Raw genomic sequence first — 20,324 nt, forward strand, 5'->3', positions numbered from 1 at the left:
TGTATAAAAAATGCAGAAAATACAGGTGCGTTTATTCCCTCACTGCTGCACCCTACTCCTTGACCTGAGCGAGTGCCTCTTGTGCCTCTTTCTTAGACCAGCGTTCGGCATAGAGGGGTGCTCCGTTTTGGAAATAATGTCCGTTAGCGAGTGAGCCAACATCTATCGGCACAAACTTTGCCTCTTTAATCAGTTGAGCAACCGTTGTCTTTGCCTCTGGGTTGTCACCTGCATAAAAGATGGCGAGTTCATCCTCGGTTTGACCGTTGGCCCGCGCCTCCATCTCGTCCGCGAACATCATGTTGAACGCTTTAACGAGGGTGGTCTTCGGCAGCTTTTGCGCCAGTGCTTCGCTTTGGCTTGGGGCGCTGACTTCAACATCTCCATCTCGCTTAGGGTAGTAGTTTGAAGCTGTGATTAGCGTTTTCCCGGCCAGAGCATCTGCCGATAGTGACATCGTGGCCGCGAAGGGGATCGCTTCTAGAATGATGTCTGCAAATGCGATCGCATCTTCTGCCGTCCCAGCCTGAGCATTGCTCCCTGCTTTCTCAACCAGCTCGCTCAACGTTTCAGGATTGCGCGAGGAGAAGAAGACTTCATGACCTGCCTGTGCCCATAGTCTCCCTAAGGCTCCTCCAATATTTCCGCTGCCTATAATGCCAATCCTCATTATTGATGCTCCAGTTAGTATTTTTTCTGTACATTGCTCACGCGTCTTGCCAAAGACCCAAACGGAGCTGACTGCTATCTACAAGCAAGCGAGTGTTTTCACCGGGGTGACCTCCTTCTCACAACGATGAGAATCTATGCAGCAACAACAGCCCGATAGCGAGCTTTGCCATCCCGAACATGCTGCACGGCCTTGTTGATATCCTCCATCGCGAACTGCTCGCACATGGGCGCGATGTCATGAGTGGCGCAAAACTCCAGCATCGCTTGGGTATCAGCAGGCGCTCCCGCTCGACCGCCCGCGATTTTTTTCTCAGTGCCAATGAGCGGAAAGGGCATAAACTCAACTGCGCCGCCCGGAACGCCGCAGAGAATTAGCGTTCCCTCTGGCGATAGGGTCTGAATGTAGGCGTTCCAGTCCACATCGGCGGAAACGGTAGATACAATCACGTCAAACCGACCCGCAGCTTTTTCCAGATCCTCCGGTGATTCTTTGGTGGCAATGAAGTTTGTGGCTCCGAGTTCACGGGTTCCTTCTTCCTTGGAGCGAGTGGTACTCAGGCCGGTCACTTGCGTGCCCATCTTGGCTAGGAACTGCACCGCTAGATGACCTAAACCGCCAACCCCCAAAACTGCCGTTTCCATTCCCGGTCGAACGCCGTGATGACGAATAGGAGACCAAACGGTGGTGCCCGCACACATGAGTGGACCCGCGAGTGATGGATCGAGCGTCTCGGGAATTGGGATGGCCCATTTGGCTTGCGATCGCACCTTCTCTGCCCAAGCGCCATTGCGACCGACAATGGTTTCAGCCACTTCGCTACCGTTCAGGCACAGCGACTCTTTCCCAACGCCACATTTTTTACAGTGATTACAAGACGCTGACTGCCAACCCACACCAACCCGCTGACCGACGCGATCTTGAGAGACTTGATCTCCCACGGCCACGATTTTACCGACGGCTTCATGACCGGGAATAAACGGATAGCTAGACATCCCCCAGTCGTTGTCAATCATCGCCAAATCACTGTGGCAAATGCCGCAGAATTCAACTTCCACCTCAACTTCGTCTGGGCCTAGTGCGCCTGGATCGTACTCAAAGGATTTGAGCTGTCCGCCTTTCTCTTTGCAGGCATATCCTTTAATCACGGTTGTTTCTCCTAGAAAAATCAAGGGCTAGAGTTCGATAATGCAGCAAATCGGCTTGTTTTGAGGCGTCGTTCAACACTTTTCTCTAAAATTTCTGCATAAGTCCTACAGCTCTTGATCAGAAGGACGCACAACGATTTCATTGACCGAAACGTCATCAGGCTGCTCGATCGCATAGAGAACAGCTCGACTGATCGCGGTCGGCGAGATAAAGCTGAAGCTCTCCTCAACCTGCTCACCCGTTTGCTGATCATTGCTGGCCGTAATCAGCTCACTCTCAACCGCACCCGGATAAATAGTGGTGACGCGGACCTTGCCCAACGTTTCTTTCCGCAGGGCTTCGCTGATCGCCTTGACCGCAAATTTAGTGCCGCAGTAAACCCCAAAGTTAGGAAAGACATGTAGAGAGGCAACCGAACCGATATTGATCACATGACCGCTGCCGCGCTCCATTAAATGAGGTAAGACTGCTGCAATCCCGTGCAGAACGCCGCGAATGTTGACGTCAATCGCTGTGTTCCAGTCGTCTAGCTTGAGGTCAATGAGTGGACTGACTGGCATCACGCCTGCATTGTTGATGAATACATCGACCTGACCAAACTTTGCGATCGTGGCCTGGACTAAAGCACGAGTTTGATCCACATCTGTGACATCTGTCGCGTGGTAGGCAACGCCGTCTCCTAATTCGGTAGCAAGTTCTTTGAGGCGGTCTTCGCGGCGGGCAGCAAGCATGACTTTGCCCCCTGCATTAGCGAGTTCTCTTGCGATCGCTTCTCCAATACCGCTACTGGCTCCGGTGACAATCGTGACAGTCTGATTAATCTTGGACATTAAAACTCCTAAATGTAGAAATTGAAGGTTTTCGTCTGCCCAGCCGCTGCAGCGCTTCCAGATCCGTCATTAGGGTTAGCTCACCTGCAGCACAATCTTTCCGGTCTGCTTGTTTGACTCCAGCGACTGATGCGCTGCCACCACATCATCAAGCTTGAAGGTTTCGCTCACCACTGGTTTCAACCGACCGTCGGCCAAGCGCGGCAGCAGAAACTCACGTGCCTCAGCCACCGCTTCAACCTGCTGCGGCATACCCATGTGCGGATAGCCCGTGTAGGCAAATACGCTATAGCCATGCAAACTGATGTTTTTAGCCAGTACCGACATAGCGGGCAGCACCGGATCAGTCTGATCGAGAACTCCGTACAACACATAGCGCCCACCGACTGCCAAAGAGTTCAGCAGTGTCGGAATACTTTTTCCTGCAATCGGATCGAAGACTATCTTGACGCCTTTGCCTCCCGTAATCTCCTCAATGCGGGTGGCTAAATCCTCCTCGTCAGTCACAATCACGTGATCGGCCCCAGCCTCCGATAGTGCTGCCGCTTTCGCTCGCTTTCGAGTGGTGGCAATGACCGATGCACCAAGCTGCTTCGCAACTTCAATTCCGGCGAAACCGACGCCACCCGTTGCCGCTGTGAGCAGTACCGTATCGCCTTCTCCAACTTCACCTATCGTGCTTAGGGCAAAGTACACCGTTGTATATTGAACCCCAACACAGGCAGCTTCTTCTGCGGAAAGGCGCTCAGGCCAGGGCCAGATTGCGTTGGCGGGAACGATCGCCGCTTCACCGTATACGCCATAGTCTCCCTGAGAGAATGCGGGGATAGTGAAGATGCGATCGCCCACGGCTACATTGTCAACACCAGACCCCACCGCCTCAACCGTCCCCGCAGCATCATAGCCAAGCTTGCAAGGAAGTTTTGGCACCTCAATATATTGATTAAGTCGCCAGAGCGCATCTGCACGGTTTAAGCCAACAGCCTTCACCGAAATGCGGACTTCACCCTTGCTAGGTTCCGGCAGCTCTTGGTCGTCAATCTTGAGAACCTCAGGACCACCAAATTCATGAATACGGACAATGCGTGCCATTCTCATCTCTCCATTCTGCAAACTAGGCTGTAACTGAAATTCGATATTGACTTACTATCGGTAGCCTAATGACCGCCTCATTAATTAGTCAAATGCATACTACGGATATATGGAATCGATAGCATGAATATTGGGTTCACATCTGTGACTGTGCTGCTAGCCTCCAGCACGATTTCTCGGGTCACGGGAAAATCTCGGTATGGAATCCTTTTGATATTTCTTGATTTATCCACGAAGTTGATAGGTGCAGTCTATTGTTCACAAGTTAGCAGTCGGGCGAGGAAGTAGTTTGTCATCTTCGAGCCGTAGGGCGAGTTCCACCAGCCAGATGGATGGCAGCCCAAGGGGGCTTCGAGGGAAAAGTCGAGTTCATGACACTTGCGCCAGCGATCGCCTTCCCGCCAGCCCAGGCGATCGCCCCATTTCTCAACGAGGGTTTGATCTTGAGCGATTGTGGTATCGAGCGTTCCCCCCAGCTCCTGATAGATGCGGAGCTGAACGCTGAACCCGAACCGTTCATCGCTATAGGTTTGCCAAAGCTGATCGAGTACCTGTAGCTGACCGCAAGGAAATTTGCGGATGTCGTCGGGCCTTAGATCCTCTAGGTTTGCCACGCCTTCGATATCTTGAATCAAGCGAATGGTTTCCTGATCTGCCTCATACCAACGATGGTCAGCAAGATAATCTTGAAGCTGTTCATAGCGATATAAATCGCCAACGGCTAGGAGTCTCTGCTCAATTTTGGTGACTTGCTTTGATAGCTGCTGCAGCGGTGAAACTTGCGTCTTGACTTCCTCTATCTGGGTCATGAGCTCCTGAAGCTGCGCTTGAATAGCAGCGAGCTGTTCACCTAGGGCGTTATCGGCATTACTCATTGGCTGCTCCTTTGATCTCGTTGGTGGTGGAAGGTACGTGAGAGGTGTATTTGAAGAATCGGAGCAATCAGCGTTGTTACCACTACCATAATCAAAACAGCCGCATCCAGAGACTCAGACAAAACGCCGGTAGAGGCTCCCAAACCAGCAACGATAAGACCGACTTTTCCTCGAAGGGTCATGCTAGTGCCTATTGCGAATCGATTGATGGGTTTATCACCGAAGGGCGCGTAGCCTGCGATTGCTTTCACTGCGATCGCACCCCCCCCGGCGATCACTAGCCCCTCTCGGTTCTCAGGCATCAGCGGATTCAGAACGCGCAGGTTGACGCTGGCTCCAATCGTGACAAAAAAGATCGTTGTATATATGTATACGAAGGGCTGTCTTAAGTGCATCATCGACGGAACGATCTGCCAAAAAGTTATGGGCATGCCTACTGTTTCTCTTCTTTTTGCTGCTGAACTGCCTCATACCCAACGCCAATCACAAAGCCTAAGGTTGAGCCGACGAGAATAATGGTGGCTCTGCGAGATTTAGTCTGACTCACATGATCGATCACGACACCCAGCGCTGCACCCACAAAAGCGGTTACTATTCCTGAAAAAATCAGCATTCTAAAATTCATTGTTCATCTTGTTTCAGACAAAAACAAAAGAGCAGAACAGCAAGATCGCGGTGACAAAAAATAAACCGTTATTCATCCAATCATTGAAATTCCAGTCTTTGAACATCTAGAGCTTTCTCCAATCGTTATCTCATCACAGTAATCCGATGACGCAATCTCACTTATCCGGGGGACTCTTGACCATGTTGGCTTCAGCTTCCTCCTCACTCATCGAAGGTCCAAGAGCCTCCATCTTTCTTCCTTTCCTGCCGCCACCCTTCAAGAAAGATTCCTCCAGATTCTTGATGACAATATAGAGAATCGGAACAAAGATCAGACTCAACGTCGTTGCCACCAACATGCCGCCAAAGACTGCTGTCCCCAGCGACCAGCGGCTTACTGCACCCGCACCCGACGCAATCACCAACGGGATAAAGCCTGCCAGTGTCGAAATCGCCGTCATCAAAATAGCCCGAAATCGCTGCTCAGAAGCAAAGATAGCGGCTTGCTTGATTTTCATCCCCAAATCACGATTTTGATTCGCAAATTCCACAATCAAGATCGCATTCTTACTCGCCATCCCAATCAGCATCACTAAGCCAACCTGAGCATAGATATTGTTGTTCAGCACCGGCCAAACGCCACCCGCCTGAAAAACCGTTGCTCTCAGCCAAATTCCGCCCAGCGCCCCCAAAATTGCTAGTGGAACAGAAAGCATAATGATCAAGGGATCGATATAGCTTTCGTACTGTGCTGCTAAGACCAAGAAAACCATCACAAAGCTCAGACCGAACACAATTGGAGCTGCGCCACCTGCTGACTTCTCTTCCGCTGCAGTATTGGTCCATTCATAGTCGAAACCGGGCTGCAGGGTGGCTTCAGCAACTTCTTCCATTGCTTGAATGATCTGCCCTGAGCTATATCCAGGCGCAGGGGCTACGTTGACCTTGATCGCTGGATAGACGTTGTAGTTGCTGACAATGGGTGGGTAAGAAATTTGTTTCGCATTGATGAGATTGCTGAGCTGAATGAGTTCACCGTCACGCGATCGCACATACAAACTATTAATATCCTCCGGGTTCTGGCGCTGCTCCGCCTCTGCTTGGGCATAGACGCGATAGAGCCTGCCGTCGAGGACGAACTGATTGACAAAATTAGAGCCAAGGTAGGTCTGCAGCGTAGTTAAAATCTCGCTCACGTCTACGTTTTGAGCATTGGCGCGATCGCGATCAATATCCGCCTCTAGCATCGGGCTGTCGAAGGTAAAGGTGGTCAGCGCCATTGCAACCTCGGGTCGCTCATTCGCGGCGGCAATCACTTTCTGGGTATTGTCGATTAGGGCATCCATCCCTCTACCCTGGCGGTCTTCAATAAAAATTTCTGACCCCCCAAAGCTGCTTAGACCATCGACCGGCGGAGCGTTAACGGCAATCACTCTTCCCCCGTCAATACCTTGCTGAAATTGCTGATTGGCCTTCTGAAGCACCCCGAAAATAGAGCTAGAATCTTTGGGGCGCTGCGCCCAGGGATAGAGCTTGACGAACATAATGCCTTTATTGCTGTTCAGGCCATCGAAAGAGAAGCCTGACAGCCCCATCGTATGCTCCACCTCCTCGTAATCCATCATCATCTGAGCGGCTTGCTCCGTAATTCGGTGGGTATAGTTCAACGAAACTCCGGGCGGTGCTTCGATAATCACAAAGAAATAGCCCTGGTCTTCTTCGGGCACAAATCCTTGAGGCAGCGTCTGATAGGCCCACCCCGTCAGAACTAAACCCGCCACAAAGATAGCGATCACTACCGGCTTGATCCGAGTCAAGAACTCAATGAGCTGACGATAGCGTCCTTTCAACCCATCAAAGCTGCGATTAAATCGAGGGAATAACCAGCCCAAAGGCCCCTTCACCGGCTCCGCTCGCTGCAGGAAAACCCCAGACATTGAGGGCGAAAAGGTGAGGGCATTAAACGTTGAAAAAACAACGGCAAATGCAATGGTCAGCGCGAACTGTTTATACACAATCCCCGTCGTACCAGGGAAGAACGTTACTGGAATGAAGACGGCCATTAACACAACAGACGTAGAAATTACAGCTCCCACCAGCTCATCCATTGCATCTAAAGCAGCCTGCTGAGGACTCATACCCTGAGACAGCTTGCCTGAGACGGCTTCGACAATGACAATCCCGTCATCTACCACTAGACCCGTGGCGAGAATACAGGCAAACAGCGTTAACTGATTGAGCGTAAAACCCAAGACCTGCAGCGCAATCATCGTCCCAATCAAAGCTACCGGGATCGCCACGGCGGGGATCAAAGTCGCTCGCCAATCCTGCAGAAAGATAAAGATGATTAAGATCACCAACCCAATGGCTTGGGCAAGGGTCACGAGCAGATCCTTTAGAGACGCATTGATAAACAGCGTGTTATCGTGAGCGACTTCAGCCTTCAAGCCTCGCGGAAAGTCGGCCTCTAACTCCGCCATTTTGGCCTTCACCAGTTCGGCTGTATTGAGTGCGTTGGTTCCCGGAAGTTGATAGATGACGAGTCCCACCGCTGGGTTCTCTGCATCAAATACGGCCTGAGAAAAATAGCTTTCTACGCCTAACTCTGCGCGACCCACATCACTAACCTTAATCAGCGTGCCGTTCTCTCCAGCTTGAACCACTAAACTTTCGGCTTCCTCGACCGTCGTGAAGCGTCCTAACACCCTTAGCGGCAGCTCAAATTGCTGTTGCGGAACGGTGGGCTGACGACCCACGCCCCCTGCCCCTACTTCAAAGTTTTGGCTTTGAACCGCATTCACCACATCGGCTGCCGTTAGCCCCCGAGCTGCCAGCTTGTCAGGGTCGAGCCAGAGGCGCATCGAATAGGTCGCGGCACCAAAAGCCCTGAGACTGCCCACTCCTTCAATTCGCCTCAGTTCATTCCAGAGATAGCGATCGAGATAGTTATAGAGAAAATCAGGTTCGTAGTAGTAGTCACCCGCTTTATCTTTCTCGGAGTAAAGGGAATAAACCAGCGTGACGCTCGGAGACTCCTTCTCTGTGGTTATCCCCGTCGCTGTAACGCTTGGGGGCAGATTGGACTGTGCCTGCGCTACCCGGTTTTGCACGAGCACCTGTGCTGTATTCGTATCTTTTTCAACCGGGAAAGAGACGTTGATCGTGGCGCTGCCGGTGTTGTCGGTGCTGGAGCTGATCCACTTGATGTCCTCGGTGCCGTTGATCTCGCGTTCGAGGACGGTCGTTACATTCTCAACGGCAGTTTTGGCATCTGCCCCCACGTAATTTGCCCGGACAGCAATCTGCTTTGGTGCAATCTGAGGCAGTTTATCCAGTGGCAGCAAGGCCATACAAATCAGACCCAGCAGCACAATCACGATAGTGCAGACGGTTGTTAAAACGGGACGCTTGATGAAGGGAGTGGAAACAGAAAACAGCATTAGTGTCTAGAGATTAGGTTGCCGGAATTTAAAAGCCGTAATCGTCAGTTACTCTGCTGCTGGCCCTCTCCTGCTTCTAGACTTCCGACCGTCTCTGCTTCCGTGATCGGTGTGCTGTCTTTGAGACTCAAAATATTGGAGGTGGCGATGCGATCTCCGACTTGGACGCCAGAGAGAATCTGATAGGCTTGATTTTGGATTTTGCCCAGCTTGATGGGCTGCTGCTGAGCCACTAGAGTGGCCTCGCCTGCCTCAGATTTCTGTTCTTTCGCGACGTAAACAAAGCTCTGCCCACCTAGAGTAGAAATGGCTGTTGTGGGGACGAGGATTCCTGGATTTTGATCCCAGATCACTCGAACGCGGACATACTCTCTATCTCGCAACCGACTCTGACTGGGGAACGTTACCTTCGCCAAGATTGATTGGGCATTCTGCTGCACCAGCGGAGCAACGTACGAAATTGTTCCTTTAATGCTCGATGTCTCACCATCTTCAATTGTTTCTGTCGCCAACCCTCGCTGGAGCCGATCGCGATTCTCAATCGGGATATTAATATTCAGCTCAAGATCTTGGTTGTTGGTAAGCGTCGTCAGTTGCTCACCAATGCTTACGTAGTCTCCGACTTTCTTCTCATCAAAGCTACCAATCACCCCATCAATCGGAGCGCTAATTGTATTAAAAGCAAGATTTTGACCGACTGACTTCAATTCAGCCGCTGAGCGAGAAACTGCCGCCTTTTGACTGGCAATACTTGCCCTGGCCTGATCGACTTGTCTATCAGAAGCCTCAAGGGATTCGACGGCTGCATTGAGAGCTTCTTGGCGAGAATTGCGCTGAGCTATATTTGTCTTGAGATCGCGGTTGGCATCATCTAAGTTCTGCTGAGGCTGCACGCCCTCCTTAACCAGCATTTTGGCGCGCCCCATATTGATCTGTGCTAATTCGACTTCGGCACCCAAATTTTCTAAATCGGCCTTCGCACTTTTTACCTGAGCAGCCGCCACTGCACGGTTTGCCTGGGCTGTTCTGAGTTCAGCTAGGGCTTGACCTAACGTAGCCCGCTCAACGTTGACGCTCTGATTGGCTGCATTGACATTTTCCTGGGCTTGGGTTGGTTCTAGTCGAACGATTTTGTCGCCCTTGCGCACTCTCTGTCCCTGCCTGACAAAAATTTCTATGATTCTGCCGTCGATTCGAGGAGCGAGGCTAACGCGATCTCGTGCCGTTGAAGTCCCGATAAATTCGCTGCTGTTAACGTGTGTATCAGATTCAATGGTTGCTAGCTTGACTGCGATGGCTTTTGGCTGCTGCGCCTCTTTTTTGCCACCGCATCCTCCGAGTATTGAAGAGGTAGATAAAGCAATAACAGACAAAAGTAGCGAGAAGCTTTTTAATTTGTGTTCAGCAATCATTTCACGAAGCCTGCTCTAGAGAGATATATCTGCAGCAATTTTGGATTTTTGTCTAGCTATCAATTTCCGATTGGCCTGCCTCTAAGGGCCGAGCCACACGAACGGCTAGCGCGTTGAAGAGCGATAGCCATAGGAATGCGGTCGTTATTTCTGTTTGAAAGGGTTCAGAGAATGAATAGAGTTTAAGTAGATTAAGAGGAAGTCTTCTGGTTTGTCTTGTCAGTTCTTGCTCAAATTTGTCAGATATTTCTTGATATTGACGGGATAGATATCTGCTATTCACACAGCTAATGTTAGCTAACGGATCTAGCTGATATTGACCCTCTATCGGTAGACTAATGACCATTGACAGTATTGGTCAAATGAATATCATAGATAGTTAGTATCGATGAATCTAATTCCAGAAGAGTCTTCTGTGACGATTGACTACGCCAGCCTCCGCCAGCTCGACTTAAATCTGCTGCTTGCCTTTGACATTCTCGTTGAAGAGGCGAGTGTGACTCAGGCTGCTGAGAAGCTGAACATGAGCCAGTCAGCAATGAGCCATGCACTTAAGCGTTTGCGGGCAGTGCTTGGCGATCCGATTTTGATTCGGACTTCACAGCGACAGATGGAAGTGACCCCCTATGCCCGTGAGATCAGTCCTCAGGTGCGACAGGTGCTCACAGATATTCAGGAAACGCTGCTGGCGAAAGATGTCTTCGACCCTGCCACTGCTCAAGAGGATTTTAGAATTGCCACTAATGACTACGTTGAGGCGACCCTCAGCGCCCATTTGCTCCCAGAATTAATGCAGCAAGCGCCTGAAATTCAGGTGCGAATCGCGGGCATGGATAAGGATACAGCCTTAGCTTCTCTTGATAACAACAGCATCGATTTGTTCATCGGAGCGGGCTTAGATCTGAAGCGCTGGCATATTCGTGAAGCACTTTATCCGGAAGAGTTTGTCTGTGTGGTGCAGAGCGACTGTCCGTTGACTGAACTATCGCTAGAGGAGTATGCATCGAGATCTCATATCCTAGTTTCACTTCAGGATGACTTTCGAGGCGTTGGCGATCTAATCCTGGAACAGCAGCAGCAGTCTCGCCAGGTTGTTTGGTCAACGCCTCACTTTATGGCTGTGCCCTTTATGTTGGCCAACTCAGACTGCGTCGCCCTCTTGCCCAAGCGAATGGCGGAGCGATGTGCTAGGGAGATGGGGCTAAAGCTACTGCCGCCGCCCATCGACGTGACGGGATTCACGGTGTCTATGGTCTGGCATCAGCGTCACAATAATCGTCCCCAGCACCAATGGCTCAGAAGTCAGCTTATAGCTGCCGCACAGCGTCTATCCGATCTCTAAATGAGGTTTTCGTTTGCTTCGCGCTTTTATGGTCTTTCCTGTAAAGCCCTGATTTGGAAGGCTTTACAAAACAATCTGACTATTGCGACAGTAGTTTTAAAGGTCGGCAATCTTCTTGCAGAGGTACTTTATGACTCGACAATGGCTGCAGCCACCCCGCCTTCGAGTGGGAGAAGGTGAAGAAGGTCAACCTCGCCATGCAACTTGGTTGGAGCTGTTTTACGATCTGGTTTTTGTGGTCGCGGTCTCGCAGTTAGCTCATAAACTCAGCGATGATGTTTCGCTGCCAGGATTTCTCAGCTTTGCGGTACTGTTTATACCCGTGTGGTGGGCCTGGATTGGAACGACTTTTTATGCCAATCGCTTTGATACGGACGATATTGTCCGGCGGGTGATCATGGGGCTGCAGATGCTTGCGATCGCATCTCTAGCCGTAAACGTCCATCACGGTTTAGGCGAAAGTTCCATTGGCTTTGCGCTCGCCTATGCCGCTTCGCGAGTGATGTTGATTTTCGAATATCTCTGGGCTGGGTGGCATATTCCCAAAGCGCGTCCCCTCACCAATCGCTACGCTTTTGGGTTTAGCATTGGCGCACTGCTGTGGCTCATTTCAGTCTTTGTCCCGCTCCCGTTTCGTCTGGGTCTATGGGCCGTGGGCTTAGCGATCGATTTTGCGACACCGCTGAGTGCGGGGAAATACACCCTCCAGATCCCACCCCATCCTGAGCATCTTCCTGAGCGGTTTGGCTTGTTCACAATCATTGTGTTGGGGGAAGCGATTATTGCTGTGGTCAATGGCATCTCAGATATGGACTGGAGCAGCTTGAGCATCGGGGCTGCTGTTCTAGGGTTCACCACCGCTTTCTCACTTTGGTGGATCTATTTTGAGAATGTCGAAGGTTCTGCCCTAGAAAAGGCCCGCACCTCTGGACGTATCTTGGGCCTCCAGGTTTGGCTCTATATCCACCTTCCTTTCGTGATTGGGCTGGCGGCAACTGGCGTTGGTGTCGAACACATTATCGCCAGTGCCAGTACTGCAGCTCTACCCACGCCTGAACGCTGGCTGATTTGTGGATCGGTGGCGATGTGCTATTTCTCTCTAGCCGTGCTGCATCGTACGGGGGTAATCTTTTTCTGTAAGGCAAGAACTCGGCATCGGTTGTGGGCTGTGGGGGTGGTTTTAGGAGTTGCGATCGCAGGCACCCAGCTTCTTCCCATCACCGTGATTGCCCTAATCGCAGCCGTCGGAATTGTGCAAGTCAGCTTAGACCTATATCAGGGTAAACCAGAACCCTCTAAAGCTGGCGTGTAAGATAACTGACTCGATTAAGTAGAGCAATTGCAAAACACTCGATGTGAAGCAAGTTGAAAGCTGAGAGGTACAAAGAATCTTGCAAACTTCATTTGATCAGCTCGTCGTCGTCGTTGCCAGTCGAGGCATTGGTGCCAAAGTCACTGAGCATCTTGTCTCTCGTACACGTCAATTGACTGCAGTTTCTCGTTCTCCAGCTCCGTTCGGGCGTTGGGTTGAAGCTGATGTCAGCCAGGAGAAAGGTATCGAAGCAATTAAGAAGGCGGTAGCAGATACTGCACTGAATGGATTACTTTATATGGGCGGTACGTGGGAGACCCAAGCATTTACTTCCGAGTATGCTTTCGAGCAGTGTTCTGACGAGGATATAGCTCAGGTATTGTCTGTTAACTTCATAACACCCATTCTCCTTGTAAAATCCTTGTTACTGTCTCTGCGAAAATCACCAAACCCTAAAGTCATATTGATGGGTGCTCTGTCAGGGCTAGATAATTTTCCCGCAAGAGAAGTGGCAAATTCAGCGTCAAAGTTCGGTTTGCGTGGCGTTGTTCACGCGCTACGAGACGATAGAATTGCGGTCACAGTAATGAATCCTGGAAATATTGCAGCTCCTGAAGTTCTATCTGACCTGAGCGAAGCCGGAGAATCGGACGATCATGCGACACCGCTTTTTGATCTACTGAGCATTATTGACTGCGTTCTTTCTCTGTTTCGATCAACCTGTACTAAAGAAATTCAAGTTCCAGCAATGAATGCGAGAGGAGCCTAATCTGAATGGTGGCAAACATGACCTCAAAACCAGCAATTATCGTTGTTGATGACGATCCCGCCGTGCTGCAGGCGATCGCTCGCGATCTTCGCAAACAGTATGGCGATCGCTTTCGCATTACTCGGGCTGACTCTGGCGCAAAGGCTTTAGATGTGGTGCAGCAACTCAAGCTACGCGGCGATACAGTCGCGCTCTTCCTGGTTGACCAACGGATGCCTGAGATGAACGGTGTTGAGTTCTTAGAGCAGGCCAGCGAGATTTTTCCGGCGGCGAAGCGGGCGTTACTCACTGCCTATGCTGACACGAATGCCGCCATCGACTCCATTAACAAAGCGCAGCTCGATTACTATTTACTCAAGCCCTGGGATCCTCCTGAGGAAAAGCTCTACCCGGTTTTGGACGATCTGATTCGTGATTGGCAGGCAACATTTAAGCCCGAGTTTAAAGGCGTAAAAGTGATTAGCGATCGCTGGTCTCCTAATTCCCACGCCCTGAGAGATTTTTTAGCCCGTAATCAGATTCCCTATCGCTGGCTCGACATTGAAAATAATCAAGAAGCTCAGCAGCTCGTCACCTATGCTGGCGAGAACGATAACCCTTGTTTGCCGCTAGTGCTGCTTCCCGATGGCGAAAAATTAGTGAAGCCGACCACAGCTCAGCTTGCTCAGCAGGTTGGGATGCAAACCGAGGCCGAAAGCCCCTTTTACGATCTCGTGATTATTGGCGGCGGTCCTGCCGGATTAGCCGCAGCAGTCTATGGCGCATCAGAGGGCTTGCGAACCGTGATGATTGAGCGAGAAGCGCCGGGTGGACAGGCGGGGACCAGCTCTCGGATTGAAAACTACTTGGGTTTTCCGGTGGGACTAAGCGGAGCTGATTTGGCGCGGCGAGCCGTGACCCAGGCCAAGCGCTTTGGTGTGGAAATCCTTAACCCTCAGGAGGCCAAGTCCATCCGCCTGGAGGAGAACTACCGAATTATCACGTTGTCAGACGGCAGCGAGATTAGCTGTCATGCTCTGATTCTTTCGATGGGTGTGGCTTGGCGGCGGTTGACTGTTCCGGGCGTTGAGCAATTTACTGGGGCTGGTGTCTATTACGGCGCGGCTCAAACGGAGGCCGCAGCCTGCAAGGATGAAGAGGTCTATGTAGTGGGCGGGGCAAACTCAGCCGGGCAGGCCGCGATGTATTTTTCTAAGTACGCCCGCAAGGTGAGGATGCTGGTGCGGGGCGAGTCTTTGACGAAAAGTATGTCTCAATATCTGATCGACCAGATTGACAGCACAGATAATATCGAGGTGTGGCCGTTCCACAGCGTGATCGAAGCCCAGGGGAACGATAAGTTAGAAACTTTATTGGTTAAAGATTCTCAGACTGGCGAGGTGAAGACGCTGGCGACAAATTCTCTGTTTATTTTCATTGGTGCGACCCCCAGCACTGAATGGCTAGCAGATTTAGTGGAGCGAGATCAGCGAGGTTTTGTTTGTACAGGCCCAGATATACCAGAGGAGAGAGCTTGGCCCTTGGAACGCGATCGCTTCTTACTGGAGACCAACATACCAGGTATTTTTGCGGTGGGTGACGTTCGCCACGGCTCTGTGAAGCGAGTGGCTTCAGGTGTGGGTGAAGGATCTATCTGTGTACAGTTTGTACATCGACATTTAGCAAATGTTTGATGCCGGTGCTGCGGTCTTAGGCACATGGGTGGCGGTGCTAGATGTCGTTTTATAAAAATGTGGGGCAAAATAAGTTGGATGAGCACAAAGACGGCACCCATTAATTTCTCGAACCGGCCAATCTCTGGCTCTCTATTCTATGTTTAATCTGTCTGACGTTTAGATTAGAGAGATAGGGGTGAAAGAAGTTTTGGCACGTATCGCTAAAACCTAATTATGCTGCTGAGTGCGGATGCGATCGCAACCCAAATATCCAACAAATACTATTGCGCTTAGAGAGGCTTCAAGCTCTCTTGAAAAAATAAAAGAGTTGATGAAACCAGCAATATCATCATTTCATCATTCTTCATAAAGAATCCGTAAATTTACGCTTAAGCTGGGCACAATAGTAGAACAAGCTAATAGAGCCATCAGTAGCAATACTCAAGGTTAATGCATAACCTGGGTAAAAAAAAGCTTGCTTTTTTTGAGAGGCAGACAATACCTCTCGCTTGGGCTTCGGCACTAGTACGGGGGGAAACAGCTAGTGTTGGGGGTAAGGTCCGGGTTGCGACAAGCACCACCGGACCTTTGCTACTCTTTTCAGCAACCAGCTTTGTGTCTGTGTGACGGAAATCACAGGCACCTCTAGCGTTGCCAGAGATGATGGTGTTGAAAGGGACGGATTAATAAAAAAAGTCCCTTCGGTACTGGCATCGTCCATTCACCTTCATTCTTACCTGATGGTGATTTAGGACTGCGAGTTTGCGTCTTATCCTTTCGGAATAAGTTGCCTTTTCGGGGACTTTTTGAGGGCTGCACGGGGGGTGACAGCCGATACTCCTAATATAGACACCGTGACCCGCCTAGGAACACAGGGTAACTACGGGAATTAGGAACATCATTTCAAGTTGATATCCGTGGTATTACAGACTCTGGCCGGAAGAGCCACCCAAGATTGAGGCTGTTCTAATTGGGCTGTCCCAAATAATCAATCTTGCCGATTTCAACGCCACAATGTCTGAGAATGTCGTACGCCGTTGTCACATGGAAGTAGACATTGGGCATCACAAAAGAGAGAAGATAGGGTAGGCCAGGAAATTTATAGACATCATCTTTGACGGGAAGCGTAATGATGTTCTCCTCTGACCCATCGATTTGCTCCGGTGCAAACGTTTCTAAGTACTCTATGGTTGCCCTTAAACGGGCGATCAGTTCTGGGAATGTTGACTCATTGTCTTCCATCGCGGGCGCTTCCGTCCCGGCGAGCCTTGCAGCTCCCCTCCTTGAGACGTCTGAGGCAATCTGAATTTGCTTGGCAAGGGGGAACATGTCTGGAAAGAGGCGAGCATTGATCAGGATGCTGGCGTCGATTCCTTTACTTTCTGCATGGGCAGCCCCTTTCTCAAGAATCCCGATTAGGTTATTGAGGGCTCGAACCATAGGAGGGATCGAGGCTTGGTACATCGAAATTGTCATGGTGTCGCTGTCTCCGTGGCTGAAATGAGGTGTGCAGTGATCTTAAAACTTAAGTTCCTCGCTGGTGGGGAGCTAGCAAGTCGAGGTCAGGACCACTCGGAACGACTTGGGTCGGATTGATCGTGCTATGACTTTGGTAATAGTGCCGTTTAATGTGTATAAAATTGACCGTCTCGGCAATACCAGGTATTTGATACAGATCGCGGACGTAGCCCCACAGGTTGGGATAATCCACAATCCGTCGGATATTGCATTTGAAGTGGCCGACGTAGACCGGATCAAAGCGGATCAGAGTCGTGAACAGTCGCCAATCTGCTTCTGTAAGCTGTTCGCCTGTTAGATAGTGCCGGTGGGCCAGTCGTTCGTTTAGCCAGTCGAGGGTTTCGAAAAGGGGCTGCAGAGCTTCTTCATAGGCATCTTGAGTGGTGGCAAACCCGCATTTGTATACGCCATTGTTGACGGTGTTGTAGATGCGATCGTTGAGGCTATCGATCTCGGCCCGCAGTTCTGAAGGATAGTAGTCTCCGGGCTTGGCTCCTGCTGAATCAAAGGCGCTGTTAAACATGCGGATGATTTCAGACGATTCGTTATTAACAATGGTTTGGGTTTGTTTGTCCCACAAGATCGGGACCGTGACTCGCCCCGTGTAGTTGGGGTTGGCGTGAGTGTAAATTTCATGGGCAAATTTGGCGTTGAAGAGGGGGTCGGCAATGACCCCTTCACCGGCTTCAAAGGTCCAGCCATGCTCACCCATGAACCAGTGAACCACTGAGACGGGGATGCTCTCTTCTAAGCCCTTGAGCAACCGAAAGATCAGGGTTCGGTGCGCCCAAGGACAGGCGTAGGAGACATAAAGGTGGTAACGCCCCGATTCGGCCTTGAAGCCACCGCTGCCGGTGGGACCAGGTGCGCCATCGGCAGTAATCCAGTTGCGGAACTGGGCATCTTTGCGCACGAAGCGTCCGCCGGTTTCAGAGGTGTCATACCACTTATCTTGCCAAATGCCATCCACTAAAAGTCCCATAATTGCTCTCCTGCATTGGCTGTGACACCCTTACACCTTAGCTTTTGCGAGATGAAAGGTGTTATTCCCTGGGAACAGATGCATTTCTCTTAATCTGGCATGATCAAGGAGACTGCATTCGTTTCAGCAAAGGAATCGTGATCATGCTTTGTTCTACAGCTCTGCTGCAGATGGAACCGTTCCAAGCTTTGCCTCCCGAGCGGCTAGATTGGATTTGCGATCGCACCCAACACATTCACCTTACTGCAGGCGAAGTTTTAGTCCGTGAAGACGAACCCGCCAAAGGCTTTTTTATTCAACTGAGCGGCCAGATTACCGTTAGCCGACGCAGCAACGGCACTGACATGCCCGTCGGTCGTCATCAAAGCCCGTCGTTTTTTGGCGAAATTCAGGTTCTCACTGAAGATGTGGTGCCAGTGACTCTAACGGCTGATTGCAACACAGATCTCTATCGACTCGACTGTGCTGACTTTCTAGAGGTGCTGCATAGCTGCCGCGAGTTTGAAAAACATATTTTCCGCACCGTAGAGCAACGACTGCGCGGGCTAGAGTCGTTCATCCAAACTCGAGAGAAGATGGCTGCGCTGGGGACGCTTTCGGCTGGGCTGGCCCACGAACTTAATAATCCTGCGGCGGCATTAGTGCGGGTCTTGAAAGACGTGAAACCCGCTATTCTTGAACTGCAGCGCATGAACCTCGTATATGGCCAGCATCAGGTCGATGATGATCATACAGAGCAGTGGATTGAATTGCGCGACCGGGGCTTTGATGCGATCGCAAACCCCAAAAACGACCCTCTTGCCCAAGGCGACCTCGAAGACGCCCTCACCGATTGGCTAGAAGACTACGGCGTCGAAGAAGCCTGGAAACTAGTTGAACCCTTAGCTGCCGGAGGTGTTCAGCCTGAGGCTTTGAATCAACTCGTGGACCGCTGGCGTGACGATGCCACCGAACTACGGGATATGGGGCTGCGATGGCTAGCACTGTCCTTTGATGTGATGGGAATGATCACGAATGGCCTGGATGGAGCGGAGCGCATTTCCATCCTTGTACAGTCAATGAAGTCTTATTCATACATGGATAGAGCTGCCCAACAGCAGATTAATATTCATGACGGCATCGAAGATACGCTGCGCTTATTTGCCTTCAAGCTCAAGCATGGCATTAAAGTTGAACGTCGCTACGATCTAGAACTGCCAGAGGTAATGGCCTTTGGAAGTGAGCTAAATCAAGTGTGGACGAACTTGATCGACAATGCCATCGACGCCCTCAGCGAAGGAACGCCAGATGGAGCCGCACCGCAAATTATCATTCGAACTTGCCACAAAAGCAGTCACCTGCGCGTTGAAATCGAAGACAACGGCCCCGGCATTCCGGCAGACGTCAAAAATCGTATCCTGGAACCTTTCTTTACCACGAAGTCTATGGGTAAAGGCTCGGGCCTCGGTCTAGATGTCGTGCGGCGGATTATCGAAAATCGCCACAGCGGTAGCCTGATGGTGGAGTCGAGACCAGGACGGACCTGCTTTGCCGTTTCGTTACCGATGTAAAATTAGGTCTTTTTTGTGCCTTCAGAGAAAAATTGTAGCGAAGGTTATTTAATAAATTCTTTTCATCAAATAACCGAGCATCGAGATGCTTTGTACGCCTATCATTAATCAGGTTGGCGGATCTATTTGCATGGATTTATCTGCCGATCTCCCAGAATTTTCCCGAAAAATCACCTAAGTGGGTGTTTATTTGACCTCTGCATTAGGGCAGCCTTATAGAAGTGTCATTGCAGGATAATATTTACTGTTGAAAAAACAAAAAATGTTTTTCAGGATGTTTGTCAGCAGTCATATAATTTGTTTTTTATAAAACAATATGTTTCCTTATTGTCTCTACACATAGAAGATATTTCTTATGCCACGGAAATTAAGTTCCTATGAATCTAGTCGATCAAACCTGTTGCTCGATCAGCTCTTGAAGGCTGGATTGCTCACAAAAGATCAAATAGACGTGATCCTTTTCGATCATGCTTCCACTTCAATTCCCATTCATGAGATTCTGCTTCAGCGAGGTTGGATTAAAGAACAAACTATCACCTACTTTATCCACAGTACGGGCCTTTCAGAGATCAAGGCACCTCCGACCCAAAGTATTGAGCAGCAGATTGATCGGCTACGCCAACAGCAAGACAGACTAAAGAAAGCGAAGATCGCACTTGAGCAGGAAGTCAAAAATCTTCGCCAAGAAAAAGATATATTACGTCAATTTAGTGCAAGGCAGCGCCGGAAGAATCTAAACGCAGTAGACTACGAAAATAGAACGGCCCCAGACCGTCATCTTGATTCAAACTCGGACAGTCTATCAGGTCCAGATTCAATTAAATGGATTGGATGACTTAGGGTTGCTTGCTGAATGATTTATGTATGATTTGTATTCTGATTGATTTGGCGAAGCTTCTGTAAGATAAACAAAGTGTCTCGTGTTTATTACTGTGGTTAAATTTTTTGTATATTAAAAAAAAGAATCTAAGAAGATTCTAGGGCGTGTCATCAACTAACTTGACGTATCTACATTAATCTTTCATCTTAAAGACTCTTCTACTGTGAGGAGCTTTGAGATGCCCCGACGATATGCTCTGCGCGATGATCAATGGGAGCAGATAGAAGACCTGCTTCCAGGGC

At 50.2% G+C, this 20,324-nt stretch carries 17 protein-coding genes and 1 riboswitch; of the genes, 6 read left to right on the forward strand and 11 right to left on the reverse strand.

The annotated features are described in order from the left end of the window. Positions 1-52 precede the first annotated feature (52 nt). From C1752_RS12280 to C1752_RS12320, 9 genes are all read right to left on the reverse strand, one after another. Positions 53-670, reverse strand: a complete 618-nt coding sequence (locus C1752_RS12280; RefSeq protein ID WP_110986352.1) for an NADPH-dependent F420 reductase — start codon at positions 668-670, stop codon at positions 53-55. A gap of 134 nt (positions 671-804) precedes the next feature. Continuing rightward, on the reverse strand, positions 805-1,818 hold the full coding sequence (locus tag C1752_RS12285) for an NAD(P)-dependent alcohol dehydrogenase (RefSeq protein ID WP_110986387.1): 1,014 nt from the start codon (positions 1,816-1,818) through the stop codon (positions 805-807). A 105-nt stretch (positions 1,819-1,923) separates the two neighbouring features. Next, positions 1,924-2,649, reverse strand: a complete 726-nt coding sequence (locus tag C1752_RS12290; RefSeq protein WP_110986353.1) for an SDR family oxidoreductase — start codon at positions 2,647-2,649, stop codon at positions 1,924-1,926. A gap of 75 nt (positions 2,650-2,724) precedes the next feature. Next, the gene (locus C1752_RS12295; RefSeq protein ID WP_110986354.1) at positions 2,725-3,741 is read right to left on the reverse strand and encodes a zinc-dependent alcohol dehydrogenase family protein; all 1,017 of its coding nucleotides are present in this window, start codon (positions 3,739-3,741) and stop codon (positions 2,725-2,727) included. A gap of 251 nt (positions 3,742-3,992) precedes the next feature. After that, positions 3,993-4,616 carry a GUN4 domain-containing protein gene (locus C1752_RS12300; RefSeq protein ID WP_110986355.1) on the reverse strand — a complete coding sequence of 208 codons (624 nt, stop codon included), beginning with the start codon at positions 4,614-4,616 and terminating at the stop codon, positions 3,993-3,995. After that, positions 4,613-5,047, reverse strand: a complete 435-nt coding sequence (locus tag C1752_RS12305; RefSeq protein WP_110986356.1) for a cation:proton antiporter domain-containing protein — start codon at positions 5,045-5,047, stop codon at positions 4,613-4,615. Before C1752_RS12305 ends, C1752_RS12300 begins: the two co-directional genes overlap by 4 nt. A 2-nt stretch (positions 5,048-5,049) precedes the next feature. Further along, positions 5,050-5,229: a hypothetical protein gene (locus C1752_RS12310; RefSeq protein ID WP_110986357.1), complete on the reverse strand. Its 180-nt coding sequence runs from the start codon at positions 5,227-5,229 to the stop codon at positions 5,050-5,052. A gap of 169 nt (positions 5,230-5,398) precedes the next feature. Further along, the gene (locus C1752_RS12315; protein WP_110986358.1) at positions 5,399-8,662 is read right to left on the reverse strand and encodes an efflux RND transporter permease subunit; all 3,264 of its coding nucleotides are present in this window, start codon (positions 8,660-8,662) and stop codon (positions 5,399-5,401) included. A 44-nt stretch (positions 8,663-8,706) separates the two neighbouring features. Then, positions 8,707-10,074: an efflux RND transporter periplasmic adaptor subunit gene (locus C1752_RS12320; RefSeq protein ID WP_110986359.1), complete on the reverse strand. Its 1,368-nt coding sequence runs from the start codon at positions 10,072-10,074 to the stop codon at positions 8,707-8,709. 388 nt (positions 10,075-10,462) lie between these two features. Here C1752_RS12320 and C1752_RS12330 point away from each other — a divergent pair, with 388 nt between their 5' ends. The 4 genes from C1752_RS12330 (at position 10,463) to C1752_RS12345 (ending at position 15,170) form a co-directional block, all read left to right on the forward strand. Then, positions 10,463-11,416, forward strand: a complete 954-nt coding sequence (locus C1752_RS12330; RefSeq protein ID WP_233501551.1) for a LysR family transcriptional regulator — start codon at positions 10,463-10,465, stop codon at positions 11,414-11,416. A gap of 130 nt (positions 11,417-11,546) precedes the next feature. Further along, positions 11,547-12,728 (forward strand): low temperature requirement protein A, encoded by a 1,182-nt coding sequence (locus C1752_RS12335; RefSeq protein ID WP_110986361.1) that lies wholly within the window; start codon positions 11,547-11,549, stop codon positions 12,726-12,728. Between the two features lie 79 nt (positions 12,729-12,807). After that, complete coding sequence (locus C1752_RS12340; RefSeq protein ID WP_110986362.1) at positions 12,808-13,497, forward strand: SDR family NAD(P)-dependent oxidoreductase; 690 nt, start codon at positions 12,808-12,810, stop codon at positions 13,495-13,497. 17 nt (positions 13,498-13,514) lie between these two features. Next, positions 13,515-15,170 (forward strand): response regulator, encoded by a 1,656-nt coding sequence (locus C1752_RS12345; RefSeq protein ID WP_110986389.1) that lies wholly within the window; start codon positions 13,515-13,517, stop codon positions 15,168-15,170. Positions 15,171-15,852: 682 nt separating this feature from the next. Continuing rightward, positions 15,853-15,954: riboswitch (cyclic di-GMP riboswitch) on the reverse strand. Positions 15,955-16,118: 164 nt separating this feature from the next. Here the strand turns inward: C1752_RS12345 and C1752_RS12350 are convergent. Together C1752_RS12350 and C1752_RS12355 are read right to left on the reverse strand one after the other, a co-directional pair. Then, on the reverse strand, positions 16,119-16,628 hold the full coding sequence (locus tag C1752_RS12350; RefSeq protein ID WP_110986363.1) for a DUF1993 domain-containing protein: 510 nt from the start codon (positions 16,626-16,628) through the stop codon (positions 16,119-16,121). A gap of 49 nt (positions 16,629-16,677) precedes the next feature. Next, positions 16,678-17,652: a glutathione S-transferase family protein gene (locus C1752_RS12355; protein WP_110986364.1), complete on the reverse strand. Its 975-nt coding sequence runs from the start codon at positions 17,650-17,652 to the stop codon at positions 16,678-16,680. 143 nt (positions 17,653-17,795) lie between these two features. Between C1752_RS12355 and C1752_RS12360 the strand changes: the two genes are divergently transcribed. Next, on the forward strand, positions 17,796-19,202 hold the full coding sequence (locus C1752_RS12360; protein ID WP_110986365.1) for an ATP-binding protein: 1,407 nt from the start codon (positions 17,796-17,798) through the stop codon (positions 19,200-19,202). A gap of 355 nt (positions 19,203-19,557) precedes the next feature. Beyond that, positions 19,558-20,037: a hypothetical protein gene (locus tag C1752_RS12365; RefSeq protein WP_110986366.1), complete on the forward strand. Its 480-nt coding sequence runs from the start codon at positions 19,558-19,560 to the stop codon at positions 20,035-20,037. Positions 20,038-20,324 lie beyond the last annotated feature (287 nt).

This window comes from Acaryochloris thomasi RCC1774, from assembly GCF_003231495.1.
GTDB lineage: Bacteria > Cyanobacteriota > Cyanobacteriia > Thermosynechococcales > Thermosynechococcaceae > RCC1774.